Source organism: Chondromyces apiculatus DSM 436, from assembly GCF_000601485.1.
In the GTDB taxonomy this organism is placed as follows: Bacteria; Myxococcota_A; Polyangia; order Polyangiales; family Polyangiaceae; genus Chondromyces; species Chondromyces apiculatus.
In genome coordinates this window covers 64901-84487 of the sequence record NZ_ASRX01000068.1, presented here as the reverse complement: position 1 = coordinate 84487, position 19587 = coordinate 64901, and the positions used below count along the sequence as shown (strand labels likewise).

15 protein-coding genes are annotated in these 19587 nt (G+C 70.4%); 4 read left to right on the top strand and 11 right to left on the bottom strand.

The annotated features are described in order from the left end of the window. The 9 genes from CAP_RS33730 to CAP_RS33690 all read right to left on the bottom strand — a co-directional run. The coding region (locus tag CAP_RS33730) for a serine/threonine-protein kinase (protein ID WP_052376487.1) at window positions 1-1331 on the bottom strand (1331 nt) is incomplete at its 3' end. A 352-nt stretch (window positions 1332-1683) separates the two neighbouring features. Further along, window positions 1684-2700, bottom strand: a complete 1017-nt coding sequence (locus CAP_RS33725; RefSeq protein ID WP_081865540.1) for an RluA family pseudouridine synthase — start codon at window positions 2698-2700, stop codon at window positions 1684-1686. 27 nt (window positions 2701-2727) lie between these two features. Next, the gene (locus CAP_RS51295) at window positions 2728-4305 is read right to left on the bottom strand and encodes a hypothetical protein (RefSeq protein ID WP_197041469.1); all 1578 of its coding nucleotides are present in this window, start codon (window positions 4303-4305) and stop codon (window positions 2728-2730) included. Window positions 4306-4436: 131 nt separating this feature from the next. Then, the gene (locus tag CAP_RS33715) at window positions 4437-5816 is read right to left on the bottom strand and encodes a hypothetical protein (protein ID WP_156041374.1); all 1380 of its coding nucleotides are present in this window, start codon (window positions 5814-5816) and stop codon (window positions 4437-4439) included. A gap of 306 nt (window positions 5817-6122) precedes the next feature. Next, window positions 6123-7451 (bottom strand): Stp1/IreP family PP2C-type Ser/Thr phosphatase, encoded by a 1329-nt coding sequence (locus tag CAP_RS33710; protein WP_044248376.1) that lies wholly within the window; start codon window positions 7449-7451, stop codon window positions 6123-6125. Between the two features lie 498 nt (window positions 7452-7949). Continuing rightward, complete coding sequence (gene radC / locus CAP_RS33705; RefSeq protein ID WP_044248414.1) at window positions 7950-8660, bottom strand: RadC family protein; 711 nt, start codon at window positions 8658-8660, stop codon at window positions 7950-7952. A gap of 186 nt (window positions 8661-8846) precedes the next feature. Beyond that, window positions 8847-9575 (bottom strand): competence/damage-inducible protein A, encoded by a 729-nt coding sequence (locus CAP_RS33700; protein WP_044248374.1) that lies wholly within the window; start codon window positions 9573-9575, stop codon window positions 8847-8849. 32 nt (window positions 9576-9607) lie between these two features. Further along, window positions 9608-9910, bottom strand: coding sequence for an exodeoxyribonuclease VII small subunit (xseB, locus tag CAP_RS49070; RefSeq protein ID WP_081865537.1), 303 nt, complete (start codon window positions 9908-9910; stop codon window positions 9608-9610). Then, entirely contained in the window at window positions 9907-12039 is a 2133-nt protein-coding gene (locus CAP_RS33690) for a HEAT repeat domain-containing protein (protein ID WP_231511843.1), read from the bottom strand. The genes xseB and CAP_RS33690 overlap by 4 nt, the downstream gene beginning before the upstream one ends. Window positions 12040-12438: 399 nt before the next feature. Here CAP_RS33690 and CAP_RS33685 point away from each other — a divergent pair, with 399 nt between their 5' ends. From CAP_RS33685 to CAP_RS52820, 4 genes are all read left to right on the top strand, one after another. Beyond that, on the top strand, window positions 12439-14295 hold the full coding sequence (locus CAP_RS33685) for a radical SAM protein (protein ID WP_044248409.1): 1857 nt from the start codon (window positions 12439-12441) through the stop codon (window positions 14293-14295). A 98-nt stretch (window positions 14296-14393) separates the two neighbouring features. Next, window positions 14394-15953, top strand: a complete 1560-nt coding sequence (locus CAP_RS46130; RefSeq protein WP_231511842.1) for a serine/threonine-protein kinase — start codon at window positions 14394-14396, stop codon at window positions 15951-15953. Next, complete coding sequence (locus tag CAP_RS33675; protein ID WP_044248371.1) at window positions 15953-16990, top strand: PEGA domain-containing protein; 1038 nt, start codon at window positions 15953-15955, stop codon at window positions 16988-16990. Before CAP_RS46130 ends, CAP_RS33675 begins: the two co-directional genes overlap by 1 nt. A 202-nt stretch (window positions 16991-17192) precedes the next feature. After that, window positions 17193-17495: a hypothetical protein gene (locus tag CAP_RS52820; protein ID WP_044248369.1), complete on the top strand. Its 303-nt coding sequence runs from the start codon at window positions 17193-17195 to the stop codon at window positions 17493-17495. Window positions 17496-17643: 148 nt separating this feature from the next. Here CAP_RS52820 and CAP_RS33665 read toward each other — a convergent pair whose 3' ends face one another. Beyond that, a complete protein-coding gene (locus CAP_RS33665; protein WP_044248366.1) occupies window positions 17644-18567 on the bottom strand; it encodes an SDR family oxidoreductase in 924 nt (307 codons plus the stop codon). Then, window positions 18564-19403 (bottom strand): lysophospholipid acyltransferase family protein, encoded by an 840-nt coding sequence (locus tag CAP_RS33660; RefSeq protein ID WP_044248363.1) that lies wholly within the window; start codon window positions 19401-19403, stop codon window positions 18564-18566. The genes CAP_RS33665 and CAP_RS33660 overlap by 4 nt, the downstream gene beginning before the upstream one ends. Window positions 19404-19587: the final 184 nt, after the last annotated feature.

Sequence of the window (19587 nt, the reverse complement as noted above, 5' to 3'; positions counted from 1 at the left end):
TCCGATCTGTCGACACTCACGGACGCGGAGGAGGCGGCGGGAGGAGGCGGCGGGAGCGGGAGAGGGATGGCCGGTTGGGCGGCGGTGGGGGGCGGGTCGGGGGCGGCGCCGGAGGAGAGGGAGAGGATGACGGCGGCGGCGGTGGTGAGGAGAAGGGCGCCGACGACGATGGCAGGGGCACGGCGGGGGCGCGCGAAGGGGGGGGGCTCGGTGATGGTGCGGCCCGTGGCGCCCCAGGCAGTGCCGGCGGTGGTGCTGGCGGTCGTGCCGGTGGTGGCGGCAGGGGTGGGGAGGGTTGGCCAGGTGGTCGTGGCAGGGCTGTTCGGGAGGCTCGGGAGGGCGGGGGCGCGAGGGATGGAAGGGAATGGGGTGAGGGTGGCGTCGCCGCTGGGCGCGAGAGAGGCGCGGGGGATGAGGGAGTAGAGGCGGCGCGAGGAAGGGAGGCGGTCGAGGGCCTCGGGTGGCGCGAAAGGGACGAGGGCTGCGGCGAGGTCCTGGGCGCTCTGGAGGCGGCGGTCAGGGTCCTTTTCGAGGCAGCGGAGGATGACGGCTTCGAGACCAGGAGGGATCTCGGGGCGGATGGCGGTGGGGCGCTGGGGGACGGTTTCGAGGATGCGGGCGGCGAGCTCCATGGCGGAGTCGGCAGGGAACGGGAGGCGGCCCGTGATGAGGCGGTACATGATGGCGCCCAGAGACCAGATGTCGGAGCGGGGGTCGGCGCTCTTCGTGGAGCGCATCTGCTCAGGGGACATGTAGTGGGGGGAGCCGAGGACTTCCTTGCCGGTGATCTCGAGGTCAGGGTTGGAGGCGGTGGAGAGGAGCTTCGAGATGCCGAAGTCGAGGACCTTGATGCACGGGGAGCCGTCGTCGCGGCGGGTGAGGAAGAGGTTCGCAGGCTTGAGGTCGCGGTGGACGACGCCGAGGGCATGGGCTTCGGCCATGGCGTCGCAAGCCTGCAGGATGTAGTAGGCGACGTCGGAGGGGGCGATGGCGCCGCCCTTGCGGGCGAGGCGGCTCAGATCGCTGCCTTCGAGGTACTCCATGACGATGTAAGGGACGCCGGTTTCGAGGCGGCCGACGTCGTACACCTGGGCGACGTGCTCGCTCTTGAGCTTCACGACGGCGCGGGCTTCGCGGAGGAAGCGCTCGACAGCGACGGCGTTCTCGCTCTCGGAGTCGTGCATCAGCTTGAGGGCGCGCACTTCGTCGAGGTCGAGGTGGGTGGCGGCGACGACGGTGCCCATGCCGCCGACGCCAAGCACGTGGTCGACGCGGTACTTGCCCGCGATCACGGTGCCGACGGGAACGGAGGCGCTCCACGGGTCGGTCATCGGTGCTGCATGCCTCCGTGGGACATCGTGGGCTGGTCATAGAGCCTCAGGCCAAGGGCTCCGTCAAGCCAGGGGAAGCGATGGCCAGGGCACATTGGAGGCGAGAACAGGAGGGCAAGGAGAGCTTGGAGGGAGCCTTTGGGTCTGCCTCAGGGAGGCTTCAGGGATGGCCTGATTGAAGGCGCGGGTGGCTTCGCGGGTGGGGGCGGTGCGGGGGCGGTGCGGGGTGCGGGGGCGGTGCGGGGGCGGTGCGGGGCGGTGCGGGGGCGCAGGCCGCCGAAGCAGGGTGCGCTGAGCGCCAGGGAATACGCGGAGGGGTGAGGCGGCGCAGGAAGGGCGGGCGCCCGAGGGATCAGTCGTCGTCGTCGTCGTCGTCGTCGCCAGAAGAGGCGTCGTCGGGGGGGGAGAGGGAGAGGTCGTCGTCACCGACGGCGCCGACGAGGGCCTGGAGGTCGGGAGGCAGGGGGGAGCGGGCGGTGAAGGCGGGGACGTCGGCGCTGCCAGGCCAGGCGATCAGCTCGGCATGGAGGGCGTGGCGGGTGAGGCCAGGGGCGTGGGGGCCGCCGTAGAGGGTGTCGCCAGCGAGGGGGTGGCCGAGGGCGGCGAAGTGGGCGCGGATCTGGTGGCGCATGGCGCGGGAGGCGCGGGCTTCGACGAGCTGCCAGAGGCCTGCCTGGCGGATGCGGCGGTAGGTGGTGCTGGCAGGGCGAGGTTCGTAGCGGACGACGTCGCGGGGGTGAACGCAGGGGTAGACGCGGCGGCGGTCCTTGGGGTGCGGGGCGAGGGGGATCTCGATGGAGCCCATCTCGGGGAGGTCGCCGGCCTGGCAGACGAGGAGGTAGCGCTTGTCGAGGCGGCCTTCCTTGAGGGCGGCAGCGAGGGCAGAGAAGGCCTTGGCGGTGCGGGCAGCGAGGAGGAGGCCGCTGGTCTCGGTGTCGAGGCGGTGGAGGAGGCCAGGCTCGCGGGGGGAGAAGCCGAGCTTGGCCATCTCGGGGTAGCGGGCGACGAGGGCGTTGGCGAGGGTGCCGCGCTCGCCTGGCTTGAGAGGGGCGGTGGGGAGGCCGGCGGGCTTGTCGACGACGACGAGGTCGTGGCGCTCCAGGACGACGTGGAGGGGGGCGTCAGGGTCGGGGATGGCGGCGCCGTCTGCAGACTCGGGGGCGAGGTCGAGGAGGAGGATCTCGCCGGCCGTGGCGACGTCGCCCTTGGAGGCGGGGCGTCCGCGGCCCTCGCGGTCGGGGGCGGAGATGCGGACGCGGCCCTCTTCGAAGAGGCGCTTGGCGGCTGCGCGGCCGAGGCCAGGGACGAGCTGAACGACGAGTTTGTCGAGCCGGCTGCCGGCTTCGAGGTCGGTGATGGTGAATTTCATGCCGCTGTTCACGCGCTGCTCACGTGGTTAGAGCGCCCCTGACCAGTTCAAGCCGAACGCCGGGGCGCGACGACGGCCGATGACGCTTTCACCCACGAGGCCGATCATGGGGAGGGCTGGCCTCCACCAGGAAGGGGGGTCGGTGATGTCGGCTGCCGACGTGCGTCCGGAGGGGGCGCGGGTCAAGAACCACGCGAGGCCAGCGCCAAGGACGAGGCCTCCCGCGGTGGCTGCGACCCAGGCGCGCTGCTCGCCAGGGGTGGGGGCGTCGAAGACGAGTGGGCTCGCAAGGGCGGCGCCGCCAAGGCCCCCGAGGACGGCGCCGAGGTCGACGGCGAGGATGCGGGAGGGGGCGACGCGGACCTGGGTGGCGGCAGCGGCAGCAGCGAGCCAGCCAAGGGCGGCGCCATAACCCGCGCCGGTGAAGGGGGTGGCGTCGATGTCGCCGGTGATGGCGATCTCGGTGAAGCCGCCGAGGAAGAGGCCGAGGCCGCCGCCGGAGTGGGAGAGGATGGCGCCGCCGTCGCTCATGGGACGGAGGGTGAGGCCGAGGGTGGCGAGGATGATGCCGGTCGTGCCGCTGACGAGGCCGAAGGTCCAGCGTTCGCTGTCGTCTTCGCCAGCGCGAGGGGCGAAGCGGCCTTCGTAGATGAGGTGGCCGGCGGCGGCAGGCCACCAGGCGCCGCCCGCGAGGAACCAGGCGTCGCCCTGGCCGACGTCCCACTCCTCGGCGGCGATGAGGGAGCCGCCGAGACCGACGCCAGCGCCGATGGCGAGCAGGGGGTAGAGCAGGCGGGGGTCGTCGGATCCGCTGGAGCGCTGGATGGAGTAGCCGACGAGGCCACCAAAGAGGGTGGCGTTGGCGACGAGGGCGCTGCGGCCTGCGCTGCGGGCCGGGGTGGCGGTGGCGCCGCCAGGGGAGGTGCCGATGTCAGTGGGGGCGCCCTGGTCGGGGCGGCCGGTGGCGGGGGTGCTGCCGAGGTCTGCGGCGAGGTCGCGGAGCATGACGGCGGCGCGGATGGGGGCGTCTTCCTGGGAGGTGCGTTCGACGCGGAGGCGAAGGGTGCGCGAGGCAGGGTCGGCGAGGGCGAGGCGGACCTCGATGTCGCTGCCGCGGTCGGTGACGCTGGGGACGATGAGGAGGCGGCCGATCGCGCGGGCATGGGCGGCGAGGTCTTCCTCGGCGAGGGGCGCGGAGGCGGCGGAGGCGCGGCCAGTGAGGTCGATGGTGATGCCGAGGTCCTGGGCGGCGTCGGCGAGGAGGGTGTCGAGGGTGACGGCAAGCTCGGCAAGGCCGCGCTCGGAGGGCGCCGGGATGCGGCGGGTGCCCTGCTCGATGAGAGCGGTGGGCAGGAGGGCCGTGGGGCGACGCGCAGGAGGCGCGGGGGACGCGGAAGGTGCGGCAGGCGCAGGGGACGCAGGGGACGCAGGGGACGCAGGGGACGCAGGGGGCGCGGGAGGCCCGGAAGGTGCGGACGGCTGACGCGGTGGGGGGGACGCGGCGGGAGAGGGCGGGGACGCGGCAGGAAGGGTGGTGCCCGGGGAGGGGGACGCGGGAGGCGGTGCTGCCCAGGAGGCCGCGGCGCAGGATAGCGCGGTGAGCAAGGCCGCCGCAGCGCTGAGCGGCTTCGAGGAGATGCGAGGATGCGATGCGGAGGGAGGAGGGGTAGCGACCATCGGGAGCGTAGGGGCCGAAGGCCCCTGATCCAGGGTACGCAGTACCAGGGTACGCAGTACTAGAACATCACGACGCCGCTGGCGAAGAGGTCGATGGTGGTGATGGCGTCGGCGTAGAAGCGGCGGCCGACGGCGTTGATGGAGTGGCGGTAGTTCGGGTTGGGGATGCCGGTCTGGGTGAAGCTGCCGTCGCCGTTGTCGCGGCGGCAGGGGCCGGAGCGGCCGACATCGTCCTTCACCGAGGGGTTGCAGGGCTGATCGCCGCCGAGGCCGTGGGCGCCGTCGTGGCGGAAGCCCATGCCGAACTGGAACTTCACGAGTTCACTGGCTTGCCAGGTGGCGCTGGCCGAGGCGCGGATGGAGCCGTAGGGCTGCACGTTGCTCAGGCCGGTGAAGTAGGAGCGCGACGAGCCCGTGTCGATCACGGAGTTGCCCTGGATGTCGCCGGTGTAGCCCGCCCACTGGGGGTTGCGCAGGGAGGGGGCGGTGCTCGATCCGAGGGCATCGAACAGCTCCGAGTAGTCGCGGCCTTCGGAGTGGTACTCGCCCTCGACGCGCATGTCGAAGGAGAGGCGGCCGAACTTCTCCCGGTTCTCCCAGGGGATGATCATCATGCCGAGCATCACGGTGCCGACGATGGGGGGCATGTTCACCAGCGAGCCTTCGAGGCTGGTGAGGTCGTAGTCGTCGGAGGTGGCGAAGAACTCGAAGAGGGCACGGAAGCCGCCGTAGGGCTCGACGTACTTCATGCGCTTCGAGAGGATGGTGTGGAGTTCGAGGCCCACAGTGCCGCGGCCGACGCCAGGATCGCGGGCGGCGGCGTCGCGGCCCTCGCCGTTGTCGTCGCCGTCGTCGGCGCCGTTGCGGTTGACGTCGGAGGGGGCGGCGCACTTGACCTGCCCCTCCAGAGGGCTCTCGGTGCAGGCGGACATGGGCTGGCTGACCGGCAGGCGCGCCTCGAAGCCCAGGAGCCAGGTGGGCTTCGTGCGGTCACGCGCCTGGTTCATGATGTCGAGGTCGAGGCCGAGGCCGAGGTACTCGAGGCCGCTCCTGTCCGGGGAGGTGAAGGGCAGGGAGAAGAGCTGCTCGCCGGAGGCGCCGCGGAGGATGTACGCGGCGTTGTTGGCGCTGCCGTCGAGATCGGTGAGCTCGCGGGAGTTGTTGAGGATGATCGGCAAGGAGACGTGGAAGGCCAGGTCCTTGTAGATGCCGATGTCGATGCGCGGGGTGAGCTTCGCGGTGGTCTCGCTGTAGCTCGCCACGTTCATCTGGTTCGAGGTGTAGTAGCCGTCCGTCAAGCCAGGGCTGGCGATGGCCGACTCGCGCCGGATCTTGGCGCTCTTCGTGAAGTACTGGAAGCCGAGGCTGATGTTGAGATCGAACAGGTCGCCATCATCGAAGGCGTCGATGACGTCCGTGATCTCACCAGGCTCCGCCATGACCCGCGGCTCGGTGGCGCTGCGGGGTTCGTCTGCGTGGGCAGGGGCCCCGGCCGCGAAGACCGCGGTCGCGGCTGCGAGCGCAAGGGTCCCGGGCAGGGCCAGCCGCCTGCGAGCACCTTCTCCCTGGGCCAGGCATTCTCGCCTCGTGGCCACTGCGCGCCATCGGCCGTGCGTCCGCATGATCACCCGTGAGGCGGACGCTAACGGCCGGGGGCGCGGGGTGTCAATTGCGATTGGCTGACCTCGGCGTAGGGGGGGGCGCTTTCGCGTCCCCGTCGCGGGGTGTGCGGGGTGTGCGGGGTGTCAGGATCGCGTGCTTCCCGGACCGGCGTTGCTGGTGGGGTCCTCGGCCTCGGGGAAGATCAGGTCGGTGATGTCCTCGGCCGCGATCACTTCCCGCGCCTCGGTGAGGTCGCGCGAGGTCTGGTCCAGGCGGTCGGCGAGGACGCCGAGGAACTGCCAGAGGAGCTTCACGGCCAGCTCGTGCTCCTTGCGGAGGATCTCGAAGAAGTCGGCGCGCCGGAGGGAAATCAGCTCGCTCGCCTCCACGGCGGTCGCGGTGGCGGAGCGGGGCATGGCCCGGATGAGCGCCATCTCGCCGAAATGCTCGCCGGTGCCGATCTCGATGAGCACGGCGTCGCCCCGCACGATGCGGACCTGGCCGGAGAGGACGATGAACAGCTCGTCGCCGCGGTCGCCTTCCTTGACCACCACCTGGCCGGGCTCGTAGGCCTGGACCTCGGCGACCTGCATGATCCGGAGCATCTCGCGCTCCTGCAGGCGCGAGAAGAGCGGCATCCTGGCGAGGACGTCTCGCTTGAGGGCCAGCATGCGGGCGCGCATGCTGTCGCGCGCGTCGCCCTCGCCGAGGCGCACGAGGATCGCGGTGATGTTGTCCTTGCCGCCCTTGCGGTTGGCGAGGTCGATGAGGCCGTTCGTGGCGGCCTGGCCGTCCTCTTCGTCGAAGTAGGGTTCGAGCTCGGCGGGGTGGGCGATGTAGCCATGGAGGCCGTCGGAGGCGAGGAGGAACTGGTCGCCGGGGAGGACCTCGATGGTGAGGGTGTCGACCTCGACGCGCTCGTAAACACCGACGGCACGGGTGATCGCGTTCTTCTGCGCGACCTTGTCGATCTGGTCGCGGGTGAGCTTGCCGCGCTTGAGGAGCTCGTTGTAGACGGTGTGGTCCTCCGTGACCTGCTGGATGCGGCCGGCCCGGAGGAGGTAGATGCGGCTGTCGCCGACGTGGGCGATGTAGCCATAGGCGCCGGCGATGAGGAGGGCGGAGAGGGTGGTGCCCATGCCGCGCTTGGAGGAGTCTGCCTTGGCCTCCTCGTGGATGCGGGCGCAGGCGCGCTGCACGGCGTGCTCGAGGAGCGCCAGGATCTCCCGCATCGGGTTGCGCTCGTCGATGCGGGTCTTGTTCTCGATGAGGTCGCGCTCCTTGCGCAGCTCCTCATGGATGATCCGCACCGCCAGGGCGCTCGCTACCTCCCCTGCCGCGTGGCCGCCCATGCCGTCCGCGATGACGAACAGGGCCAGCTTCTTGTCGACGAGGTAGTTGTCTTCGTTGTGGTCGCGGAGGCGGCCCGTGTCGGTTGCGGCGTAGAACCTGATGTTCTCGGACAGGCCCATCGGTCCGCGCAGGCTAACCGAGGCGTTGGGAAATCAAAAGGCGTGTGTGCGCCGGCTTTCCGCATCCGTGCAGTGAGGTTCGCGGCGTCACGCGCTCGCGCACGCGGGGCCTCGTGAACGCAGCCACGAAGCAGCGCGCCCGGACGCGCTGGACACCCCTCGGCACAGCAGGGGCGCGCGCCGGTCCACCTCCTGTCAGTTCAGTGTCCGCGCACATTGCAGCGTTGCTTCACGAATGCACCCGCGCGCGTCGCGGCGTCAGGAGCGTCAGGAGCGTCAGGAGCGTCAGGAGCGTCAGGAGCGTCAGGAGCGTCAGGAGCGTCAGGAGCGTCAGGGGGTGTCATCCATGCGGCCGGGAACAGTGTCCGCTTCCAGATGCGACGGGCGTCAGGCCCGAAGCGGCAGAACGCTCCGGAAACCGCGGGTGGATCGCGGAGTGGGGGGCCCCGACGAGCTTTGCTCGGCGGGGGGCGGGGGCGCGAGTCCCTGCCGTGGGAATCAAAGCGTCCCCTCGCCGATGACGCCGAGGTCGAGCAGCGATGCGTAGTGGCCGTCGGGCGCGAGGATCACGTGATCGACGAGGGGGACGCCCACCAGGATGCCGGCGGCAGCGACGGCGCGGGTCATGTCCACGTCCTCCGGAGACGGGTTGGGGTCGCCGCTCGGGTGGTTGTGCACCAGCACCATCGCCGCCGCGGCGTCCGCGAGAGCCGCGCGGAGGATGTCGCGCGCCGCGACCGAGCAGCCATGCAGGCCGCCCTGGGCGACGCAGCGCGCTCCGCGCATGCCGTTGCGTCCGTCGAGCGCGATCACCCAGACCTCCTCGTGCTCCAAGGGGCCCAGGTGGGCGATGCACCAGGCGGCGATGGCAGCGGAGGTGCGGACCGGGGGCCGGGGACGGATGGCGCGCTCGTGGATGCGGCGCCCGAGCTCGATGGAAGCGGAGATGCGGAGGGCCTTGGCGAGGCCGAGGCCAGGGTGCTCGGCGATGGCGTGAGGGCCGAGGCGGGAGATGCCGTCGAGGCCGGCGAAGTGGTGGAGGATGGACGCGGAGAGCATCGTCACAGGACGCCCAGGGAGGCCCGTTCCGAGCACGATGGCGAGCAGGTCGGCGTCGCCGAGGGCACCCAGTCCTTCTTCGAGGGCCCGCTCCCTCGGGCCGGAGGGCAAGGCGATGTCGGACAGGGAGGTCACGCTACAGACGGGCATGAAGGGCGTGGCCAAGCACGCGGCAGGCCAGGGTGCTGCCCCGGATCTGGCGCTGCGTTCAGGGGTGACGAGGGTGACGGACTGACGGGAGAGGTGGCGCGCGCCAGGGATCGGTGGAGATCCAGGGGCGGGGGGTGGGCAAGATGGGCGTGGAGGACGGAGAGAGCGGGGAGAGCGGGTTGGGGGCTATTCGAGGCGGACGATGGTGCCGGCAGGGAGGCTTTGGGCGAAGGCGTCGCGCGCGGCGCGGACCTGGTCTTCGAGGATGCCGTCGAAGGTGAGGCGGGTCCGGTACTCCGGGTCGGACCAGCGGGGGTAGGAGCCGATGGCGACGTCGCGGTGCTCGTCGACGACGCGATCGAGCATGGGCTTGAGCTGGCCTTCGTCGAGGGTGGTGAGCACGGCGAAGGAGACGAAGGGGGTGCCGCCGGTGAGCTCGGCGCGGATGAAGGGCTGCTTGGCCTGGAAGATCTCCGGGACGCCCGGCAGGACCCACACGTTCTGCATGACCACCACCGGCCACACCAGAGACTCGCCGGAGACGAGGCGCGCGCCCTCGGGTATGCGCGCCATGAGCAGGTGGCCTTCGGTCAGCCGTTCGCCGTAGTGGCTGCGGAGGAGGTCGGCGAGGATCGGTGAGGTGACCACGGGGACGTCGAAGGCGCGCGCGACGCCTTCGATGGTGACGTCGTCGTGGGTCGGGCCGACGCCGCCGCTCGTGAAGAGCCAGTCGTGGGTGCTCGCGAGCACGCGCACCTCGGCGGCGATCACGTCGAGTTCGTCGAGGATGGTGTTCGCGCGGCGGAGGAGCACCCCGGCAGCGCGCAGGGTGCGCGCGAGGACGACCAGGTTCTGGTCCGCGATCTTGCCGCTGAGCAACTCGTTGCCGATCACCAGCGCTGCCGCCGTCTTCATGGGTCTCTCCCCCCGATGCTGGGTACGCAGGGCTAGGTGGTCTCGAAGTCGCGGGTGGTCGGGCGGCCGTCTGCATCGACGCCGAGCAGTTCCTCGACGCGGCGCTCTGCACGGTCGAGGCGCTCCTGGGCAGCGCGCGACAGGCGGACCCCCTCCTCGAAGAGCGAAAGGGCCCGCTCCAGGGGCATGTCGCCACCTTCGAGTTCGTTCACGATCTGGGCGAGGCGCCGGGTGGAGTCCTCGAAGGAGGTGCCTTCCGCGCCAGGCGCTCCACCAGGCGCTCCAGCCGACGCCGTGGCTCCGTTCGCCGTTCCCTCGTCACGCCGTTCCGTCATCTCGGAGAAGGCTCACCCGAGGTCAACGCCGACGCAAGGGTGACGACACCTGGTCCAGGTGGCACGCCAGGCACGAGGAGGACACCTTCGGGATCGGTGAGGATGGGGAGGGCCACGCCGTCGGGCCTGATGAAGCGCCCGGCACGTCCAGCCGCGGCAGCCGCGGCGCCTGGATCGTTGGGGGTGACCGTGACCCAGAGGACGCCAGTGGCGAGGGGGGTCGGCGCGGGGTCGAGGGGGCGGCCTTCGAGGGCGGCACGCGCGAGCGCGCGCACGGAAGGATCGGGGTCGAGATCCCGGGCGAGGGTCAGCGTCTGTCGGCGCTGGGCTTCGGCGCGGCGCGACAGGCCACGGACGATGGCCCGGCGGACCGCGGGGTCTTCCTCGAAGCGGTAGGCTGACGCGAGGAGCGAGACGCTGTCGGGCTCGGGGTCGCTGCCGAGGCCGAGCGCGACGTGGGCACGGATCACAGGGTCGCTGCCTCCGAGGAGGCGTTCGAGGGTGCCGCGCACCACGGCATCGTCGCGGGTGGCGAGGGCCCGGGCTGCAAGAGGCGCGAGGGCACCTCCGGCCTCGGCCCACGCGGCGAGCTGGGAGGTGGGGACGGCGCCGCCCCCGGGGGCATCGAGGAGCGCGAGGCCGGCGGTGATCAGGGTGCGCGCCGCGGTTTCATCCGAGGGAGCGCGGTGCTCGGGAGCGGAGGCCCCGGATGCGGTGAGCTGCTCGAGCAACTCACGCAGCGCGGCGAGGGGGGCGCGTGCGGCGCTCCCGTGGGCAAGCGATCCGCGCGCTGCAGCCTGCAGGAGCGAGGTGTCACAGGGAGGGGGCGTGACCTTGCGGGGGCGAGGCGGTGAGGGCGCGAGCGCGGGCGTGGCGTGCGGCGCGACAGGCGGGCGCTTCACAGCGTCGAGGCAGCGGCGGGAGAGATCTTCGAGGACGTCCGCATCCAGGGCGGCGAGGCCGAAGGCCGCCACGGCACGGTCGGGATCCGAGGAGGAGGCGCCGAGGAGGGGCTGGAGGTGCTCTTCGAGAGGAACTGGCGGGTCGCGCAGCACCAGGGCGCGCACGATGGCGGCGCGCAGGAGGAGGCGGCGGCGCGCCCCGTCTCGGGCGACGTCGGGCGCAGCGAGGAGATCTGCGAGCGCCTTGCGGGCGGCATCTCCAGGCAGGGTGGCCAGGGCGAACGCAGCCGGGGTGGCGAGCGGTGCCTGTCCGAGGAGCGCACGCAGGGCGTTGACGGCCTGAGGACCGCCGGCGCGGCCCAGCGCGGCGACGGCGCGGGGGCGCGCTGTTTCAGGCAGGAGGGGGATGGCCTGCGCGAGCTGAGGCGCGAGGGCCGGTGTCGGGAGGATCTCGGCGAGCCGGAGGCCGTCCAGGCGGGTGGTCTCGCCCTTCAGCAGGGCGTTGACGGCCGCAGGCGCTTCGGGGGCTCCCAGGTGGACGAGGATCTCGGCGGCCGCAGGGAGGGTCCTGGGCTCGGGCTTGCGAAGCCAGTCGCGCGCCCGCGCGAGCGCAGATTCGTCTCCGAGCTTGGCGAGGGCGAGGGCCGAGACGATCTGGACCGTGACGTCCTTGCCGGCGAGCAGCAGGCGGAGGCGGGCCGTGGCGCGTAGATCACCGAGCTCGCCCAGAAAACGCGCCAGCTCGGGCGGAGGCGGCTTCTTGCCCCCGAGGAGCAACTCCAGGGATGAAGGCGGGTTCGCGAGGAGCGCGCGTTCGGCAGCACCGCCGGGTGCCCCGCCCTGCACGAGGGCGCTCACCAGAACGGTGATGGCCGGTTTGTCGCCCGCACGCGCGAGCGCCAGGGCAGCCGTCCCCCGGATCAGCTCCGTGAGTGGAGATGGGGTGCCGCGGCCAGGCGCGCCAGCCCCGTCGTTGAGCTCACGTGTCAGGAGCTGCCGGACAGGGTCGCGCGTTGCGTGGGGCGCGAGGGTGCGCACCGCTTCGAGGCGTGCGCGCGGGTCACGGCTCACAGGGGAGCCCTGTTCCATGGAATCGAGCAGCGTGTCGATGGCCTCCGGGGTACCGAGCCCACCGAGGCGCGCGATGCCCCGCAGGCGCTCTGCGGGCTCCGAGGAGGCGAGCAACGATTGCGCGACGGACACACCCAGGTGAGCGCGAAGCGGCATGCCCACGCCTCGGACGCGGGCTGCGCTGCCAGTGCCTCCGCTGGGCGAGGCTTCGACGGCTTGCGGCTGCGCTCGAACCACTGCGGTGGAGAGCGACAGCGAGAGCGCTGCAGCGATCACCGTACAGGCTCGAACGAGCCGGCTCGGCCGAGCGTACGTGAATGTGTGGTCGTTCGCGCTGCCTGCCATCTTCTTGCCACGGGCAGCTTCGGCGCGCGTCGTCACGCTGCCGGAATTATCGCGAACGTGCTTTCCTGTCACGATCTCAGGGCGCAGAGACAGTAAAACTGTGGAAGGCTGAGGGGTAGGTTCGTACCCTGCGGGCCACGGCTCAAGTCACGAGGGATTATTTTGATCGATCACGAACGCTTCGTTCGCGCTCTGGAGAAGGCCGCCTGCGTGTCCGCCGACAAGGTGTGGTGGGTGCTGCAGCGGCTCGCAGAGTTCGGGCCCGAGGCTGCGCCGTTCAAGCCACGCTGGAGCGACAAGCCCATCCCTCGGGGCAAGGAGCGCACGAAACCGCCGCTCGGATGGCCCCGTGAGACCGACAGCCTGTGCCCGCGATGCGTGAAGGAAGCGCGCACGGAGATCCTGAGCGGTCGCGCCGACTGGACGAAGCTCATCACGGACAAGCCGGGAGAGATCAAGGCCCGCATCGTGGAGAAGGGGGGCCAGATCGTCATGGAGAAGACGTGCCCCACGCACGGCGACTTCTCCGACGTGCTCTCCATGGACCCTGCGTTTCTGTCTCGTATCGAGGGGCTCTTCGGCGGGCGCGACGTGGAGATGACGCCCGACAAGATCCACGACCACGGCTCCAGCACCATCCGCTACGGGCGCGGCTCCGTGCTGACGGTGGACCTGACCAACCGCTGCAACATGATGTGCGATCCGTGCTTCATGGACGCGAACCAGGTCGGGTACGTGCACGAGCTGTCCTGGGAGGAGATCAAGCAGATCATCGACGATGCCGCGGAGGTGCGCCCACGGCGGCAGATGTCGATCCAGTTCTCCGGCGGGGAGCCGACGATGAGCCCGCACTTTCTGGACGCGATCCGCTACGCGCGAGAGAAGGGCTACTTCGCGGTGCAGTGCGCCACGAACGGGCTCCGCTTCGCCCAAGAGCCCGGGTTCGCGCAGAAGGCCAAGGAGGCAGGGCTCCGGATGGCCTACCTGCAGTTCGACGGCGTGACCAACGCGGCCAACAGCCACCGGAAGATCAAGAACCTCTACGACGTCAAGCTGCGGGCGATCGAGGAGCTGGCAGCCGCCAAGATCGACGTGATCCTGGTGGTGACCATCATCAACGGCGTCAACAACGACCAGGTGGGTCCGATCATCGAGTTCGCGGTCGAGAACGCCGACAAGGTCACGGTGGTGAGCTTCCAGCCAGTGAGCTTCACGGGTCGCGACGAGGACATCTCCGACGAGCTGCGCGACCAGCAGCGCTACACGCTGAGCCATCTGGCGCACGACGTGGCGCAGCAGACCGGCGTCACCCATCCGCACCGGGACTGGTTCCCGCTCTCGTCTCTGAGCCCGTTCGGGGACGTGACCGACATGCTCGACGGGCCGGACCGCGACTGGGGGACGCTCAACTGCGGCTGCCACCCCAACTGCGGCATCGGGACCGTGCTGTTCGTCAACAAGCGGACGAAGCAGACGATCCCTCTCCTCGACTTCCTCGACGTCGAGGGTTTGTTGCAGGATCTCAGGGTCATCTTCGACCAGGGTCGCGGTCGTCGGTACACGCTGGCCCAGCTCAGCGCGTCGCTCCTGCGGCACTACCGCCCGGAGAAGGCGCCCCCCGGGTTCCACTTGCCGACGCTGATCAAGCAGTTCCTCAGCCAGACCGGGGCAGCCCACGCGGGGGAGAACGACGCCAGCCAGTACGAGTGGCGGGTGCTGTTCGTGGCCGGGATGTGGTTCCAGGACCTCTTCAACTACGACTTCCGCCGCACCGAGATGTGCATCATCCCCTACGGCACCCAGATGGGGGAGATCAGCTTCTGCGCCTACAACACCGGCGCTGGGTGGCGAAACATCCTGGAGAAGATGAAGGCCAACGCGACGGTCGCCGAGTGGTACAAGCGCTACGGGCGACACCCGGTGTACGCCAAGAACAAGGATCTCGCGCTGCCGGAGTATCCGACGCCGCTGACGATCAAGGAGCACGGGCTGGCGCTCGACGAGCGAGCGCAGGGCCAGGCCAGCACCCCCAGACCGAAGCTCAAGCACCTCCCGGTGATCGGCTGAGAAGCCGGCCCCGGCGCCTGAAGGCCGAGCCACGCACCCCCACCTACACCCTCTCGTGAATCGTATGGAGAACGGCGGGGATCGTGTACCCTGAGCCCGTGCTCCTGCGGGCAGGCCGCTACGAGACCGTGCGCCCGATCGCGTCGGGCGGGATGGCGACCGTATATCTTGGACGTGCGCTGGGTGGCGGCGGCTTCGAGCGGCTCGTGGCGATCAAGGTGCTCCATCCGCACGTGGCGTCCGAGCCCGAGTTCGTGGCGATGTTCCTGGACGAGGCGCGGCTGGCCGCGCAGATCCACCACCCGAACGTGGTGGCGACCCTGGATCTCGTCCAGGATCCGCTGTTCCTCGTCATGGAGTACGTGGATGGGCCGTCGCTCCACGCCCTGCTCCGCGCGTGCAAGAGGCAGCACCATCCCCTCCCCCTCGACATCGGCCTCCGGATCTTCCTCGACACGCTCGCGGGCCTCCACGCCGCACACGAGCTGGTCGGGCCCGACGGTCAGTGGCTGCGCCTCGTGCACCGCGACGTGTCCCCGCAGAACGTGCTGGTCGGGTCGGACGGGATCTCGCGGATCACCGACTTCGGCGTGGCGCGCGCGGAGTCGCGCATCACGACGACGCGCGGAGGCGCGCTGAAGGGCAAGCTCGGGTACATGTCGCCGGAGCAGGTGAAGGCTCAGGCCGTCGATCGGCGCAGCGACGTGTACGCAGCAGGCGCGGTGCTGTGGGAAGTGCTCACGGGAGAGCGGCTCTTCAAGGCAGACAACGAGGCGGCGATGATCACCCAGATCTTGCTGGGTTCGCCGCCGGGGCCGCGCTCGGTCGCACCAGCGATCCCGGAGGCGATCGAGGCGGCGTGCATGACCGCGCTCGCCAACGACGTGAACCAGCGCTACCCGACGGCTGCAGCCTTCGCCGAGGGACTCGAGCGCGCGGTCGCCATGTCCCCTGGGGTGAGCTTCGCGTCGAGCAGGGCGGTGGCCGCGCTGGTGAAGGGGCTCGGCCTGCACCAGCTCGGTCAGGGCGAGGGGGGCGCTGCCAGCGTGAGGTCGAGGGATCTGGCGCGCGACAGCAACCCGTTCGCCACGCCCCTCCCGTCGAGCTCCAGCGGCGTTCGGTCGAGCATGCCGGGGGTTGGCTCGGGCCTCTCGGCGTCATCTCCGGGCACGCCCCCACGGCGCTCCCTGCTCTCTCTCGCAGACGTGCTTGAGCCCCAGAGCGCGACGACTGGCGTGGGAGGGGTCGTCGCCGAACCTCCTCAGCGCAAGCTCGTGGGTCGCTCCACGTTGATCGCTGCGGCAATGATCGGCGCGCTCTCCGCCGTGGTGGTCGCGGTGCTCATCACCGGCGGGAGGACCTCGGAGAAGTCCGATCGTTCAGCACCGACCCCGGGGGAGGCAGCGCCGCAGACGCAGCGACCTGCTGCGCCCACCATCCCCGCAGAAGGCAGCGACACGTCGGCCGGTACTGGCGCGTCCCTGCCCGCAACTGGCTCCTCCACCGCTCCCGTCTCTCCTTCGCCATCGACCTCGGCCGCCGCATCGGCCACCGCACAGCCACGTACCCCGCCGAAGACGCAGACGCAGCCGCGGGTGCAGCCCAGGACGAGCACGCCGAACGGAAGTCCCACCACCTTCAGGCCAAGAGAACTGTGATGCACACGCGCCTCCCGATCCTGCTGCTGGCCACGGCGCTCGGCCTCGCCGTCGCGCCCGCTGCCGCCGCACCCGGTGACAAGTCCGCCAAACAGCGGTTCGACGAAGCCATCGCTCTGCAGGAAAAAGGCCGCTGTGACGAGGCGCTGCCGGTCTTCCAGGAAATGGTCAAGAGCACCCAGAGCCCCAACGCCCGCCTCTACGTGGCGCTGTGCCTTCAAACGATGGGTCTCTTGCCCGCCGCCTACGAGGAGATGGCCATCACGCTGCGCGACGCTTCCGCGCGGGCCGACAACGAACCCAAGTACGCACCGACGCGCGACAGCGCGGCGGCACTGCTGGTGCAGATCGAGCGGCAGATCGGCCGGTTGATCATCGCGGTCGCCAACCCGCCTCCGGGGGTGACGGTGAACCTCGATGGCGTGGTCCTGCCGCCGGGGCGCGTGGGGTCCACCATCGCGGTGAAGCCAGGCCGGCGCACGGTGACCGTGAGCGCGCCCGATCGGACGTCCGTCACCCGGGAGATCACCGTGGACGCCGGCGAGACGAAGACCGTGGCGGTGGCGCTGGAAAGCGCGGTGGAGCCGGAGACGGAAGCGGAGGCGGTATCGACGACACCCGTCGATGACGGCGAGAAGCGCTCCGGCGGTGGCGTGCGCGTCGCAGGCTACGTGGTGACGGGGCTCGGTGTGGCCGGGATGGCGCTCTTCGGCATCACGGGGATGATGGCCCAGAGCAAGTTCAAGACGCTCGAAGAGGAGTGCGGCGGGATGCGCTGCACGGATCTGAAGTACGCAGACACGGTGGACTCGGGGAAGACGCTGGACCTGCTGGCGACGGTGGGGCTCATCGCCGGGGTCTCCGCGCTGACCATCGGGACGACCATGATCGTGTTCGGCGGTCCGTCCTCCGGAGACGAGGCGACCTCCGCCAGAGCGCAAGGAAGCAAGCCAAAGGCCCAGGCCAGCCCGCTCGGGACGGCTGGCATCTCGGTCTCCCCTGCAGGCGCTTCGTTCCGCTACGCCATGACGTTCTGATCCCCCCACGAGGGACTCGCTTTCCCGTCCCCCACCCAGAGGTAAGCCCAGGCAGGGGCGCGCCACGGGGCAGTGTGACCACAGCAGCACCCCCGGTGGGAGAGGCGCGGAGGCTGCCCTACTGCACCACGCACGGATTTCTGCGCCGATCCAAGCGAAAGGCATTCGCTTCGTCGAACGTTGTTCAAGAGGGACAAGCCGCATGCCCTCTCTGTTCGAGCAGGTCGTCGATTGCTGTCAGCTCGCGCCAGCGTTCGCCCGGAGGATCATCTCCGAGGCGCTGGAGCGCACGGGTGTCAGCGCGGAGGAGCTGCGCCCCCAGGATCTGATCCGCGCGCTCCCCCGCATCCGGCAGACGCTCGGTGTGTTTCTGGATCCCTCCGAGGTGAACCGCACGATCGGCTGCATGCGGGCACTCGCGCGCACCTCCTGGACCGACCTCCCCGCCGTGAGCAGCGCCAGCAACCCGCCGGAAGAAGCTGCCCCTCCCAAGCACCACGGCTAGGTACTGCGTACGGCACTTCAGGGACCTTCGGTCCCTACGCTCCCGATGGTCGGTACTGCGTACGGCACTTCAGGGACCTTCGGTCCCTACGCTCCCGATGGTCGCTACCCCCGTGACTTCGCTCGAACGCCGAGCCGAGGACCCGAGACTAGAGAGCCGGGAAGGCGTCGCGGTACTCCCCCATGGCACCTGCCTCGTCGATCTGGTGCTGGAAGCCGGTCGCGGCGCGGAAGGCTGCGCTGTCGACCACGATGGGGAACTTGATGTGCGTAAGTGCGCCAGGGGGCAGGCGGGGCAACCCGAATCGCCCCAGGGCCGCCCGGAACAGCAGCTCGGGCAGCGGCACCTGCGTGCGCCCCGTGGCGCGGATCAACACCGACAGCGGTACGGGCTGGGGGCCGGAGACGTTGTACACGCCGCGAATCCGCCGCTCGATGGAGAGGCAGATGGCGGCTGCCACGTCCTCTTCGTGCATGAAGTGGAAGAGGGGATCGAAGCCGAGCACCGTGGGGACATGAGGCCCCCGGATGAAGGTGGCGAGCGTGCCCTGGCCCGTGGGGCCCAGCGTGTACACCATGCGGAGCACCGTCGTGCACAGCTCGGGGTAACGCCAGAGCGCGGTGCAGGCGTAGAGATCGGCGGCGACCAGGTCGGCGAGCTCCGGGAAGGCGGTCATCGCCATCGGAGGCTCTTCCTCCTTGTGGTAGAGCGGCGAGTCGGCGGCGGCGCCGTAATACGTGTGTCGCCCGACGAAGATCACGTGCTCTGCGCCGCATGCGCGGGCGTTCTCGAAGACCACCCGGGTGCCACCGAGGTTGATCCGGTAACGCTCCTCGGAGCGCTCGATCAGGTGGGTGACCGTGGCCATGTGCACGACCACCTGCGGGTGGCTCTTCCGGAAGACGTCCTCGGCAGCGCGCTTGCGCAGATCCACGCTGTGCATCTCGATGCCCGCGGGCGCGTCGTCCCAGGGGCGCCGATCGATGCCGATCAGCTCGTGACCGCTCTCCAGGAGGCGACGCGCGACGAGCTGTCCCAGCCGCCCCGTGACGCCAGTGACGAGGATTCTCACGCCCACTCCTCCGTCCCCCGAGGCCGCGCCAGGGCCTCTCCGCTCTTCCTCCGCTGTCCCTCCTTCATGAGCTCTCCGATCCTCTGCTTCACCTGGTCCACGTAGCCGTTGATCACCTCGTCCTCCTCGTTGCCCGTCCCGCTGAACATCATCGGCTCGCCGTAGGTGAGCTCCACGCGGACAGGCAGCGGCACCGGCGCGAGCCAGGGGGTGATGGGCACGTAGGGGACGCCGAGCAGCTTCCCGAGGCCATAGGCGTTGGCGATGGTCGGCACCGCTTCGCCACCGCCGACGAATCCGAAGGGGATGATCGGCGTCTGGGTCTTCATGGCGAGGCGCACGAACCCGCTGCCGAAGTGGACCAGGCTGTTCCGGTCGCTGTAGAGCTTCGCCGTCCCGCGCGCCCCCTCGGGGAACACCACCAGCAGCCGCTCATCGTCGAGGAGGTGCGCCGCCTGCTCCGGCAAGCCCGTGAACTGGCCGGTGCGGTTCGACCAGAGAGAGGCGAAGGGGAAGCGGGCGATGAACTTCTCGGCCATCGCCTGGCCGAGACGCGGTGGGTCCCGGTCGAAGAAGCACGAGGCGAGCACCATGGCGCCGTCCACCGCGACGCCTCCGGAGTGGTTCCCCACCAGCATCCCGCGCCCCCGGGCCGGGACGTGCTCGATGCCCACCAGGCCGACGGTGAAGTAGTGATGGTAGAGGTAGTGAAGCAGCGTCATGAACTGCGCGACGTGCTTCTTCGAGACGCCGTACGGATCGACACCGAAGCGGTTGAACGGCAGCTCCACGCGGTCCACGCGTGCTGCGATGGCAGGATCGATGAGCAGAGACACGTCGCCTCCCCGGACACGGCCCGCAGGCCGCGCGGTCGCCCAGGGTAATGCGCGACCTGCTGCCTGCACAGCCCGCATGAGCTGCGGGCGTGGCGCTCGTGCCACTTCCACGGTACCCCACGCGCCCCGCGCGTCCCGCGGCGCGTCTGCGGCTTCGCACTGCCGTCGTCCCCCCGCGGGCGCG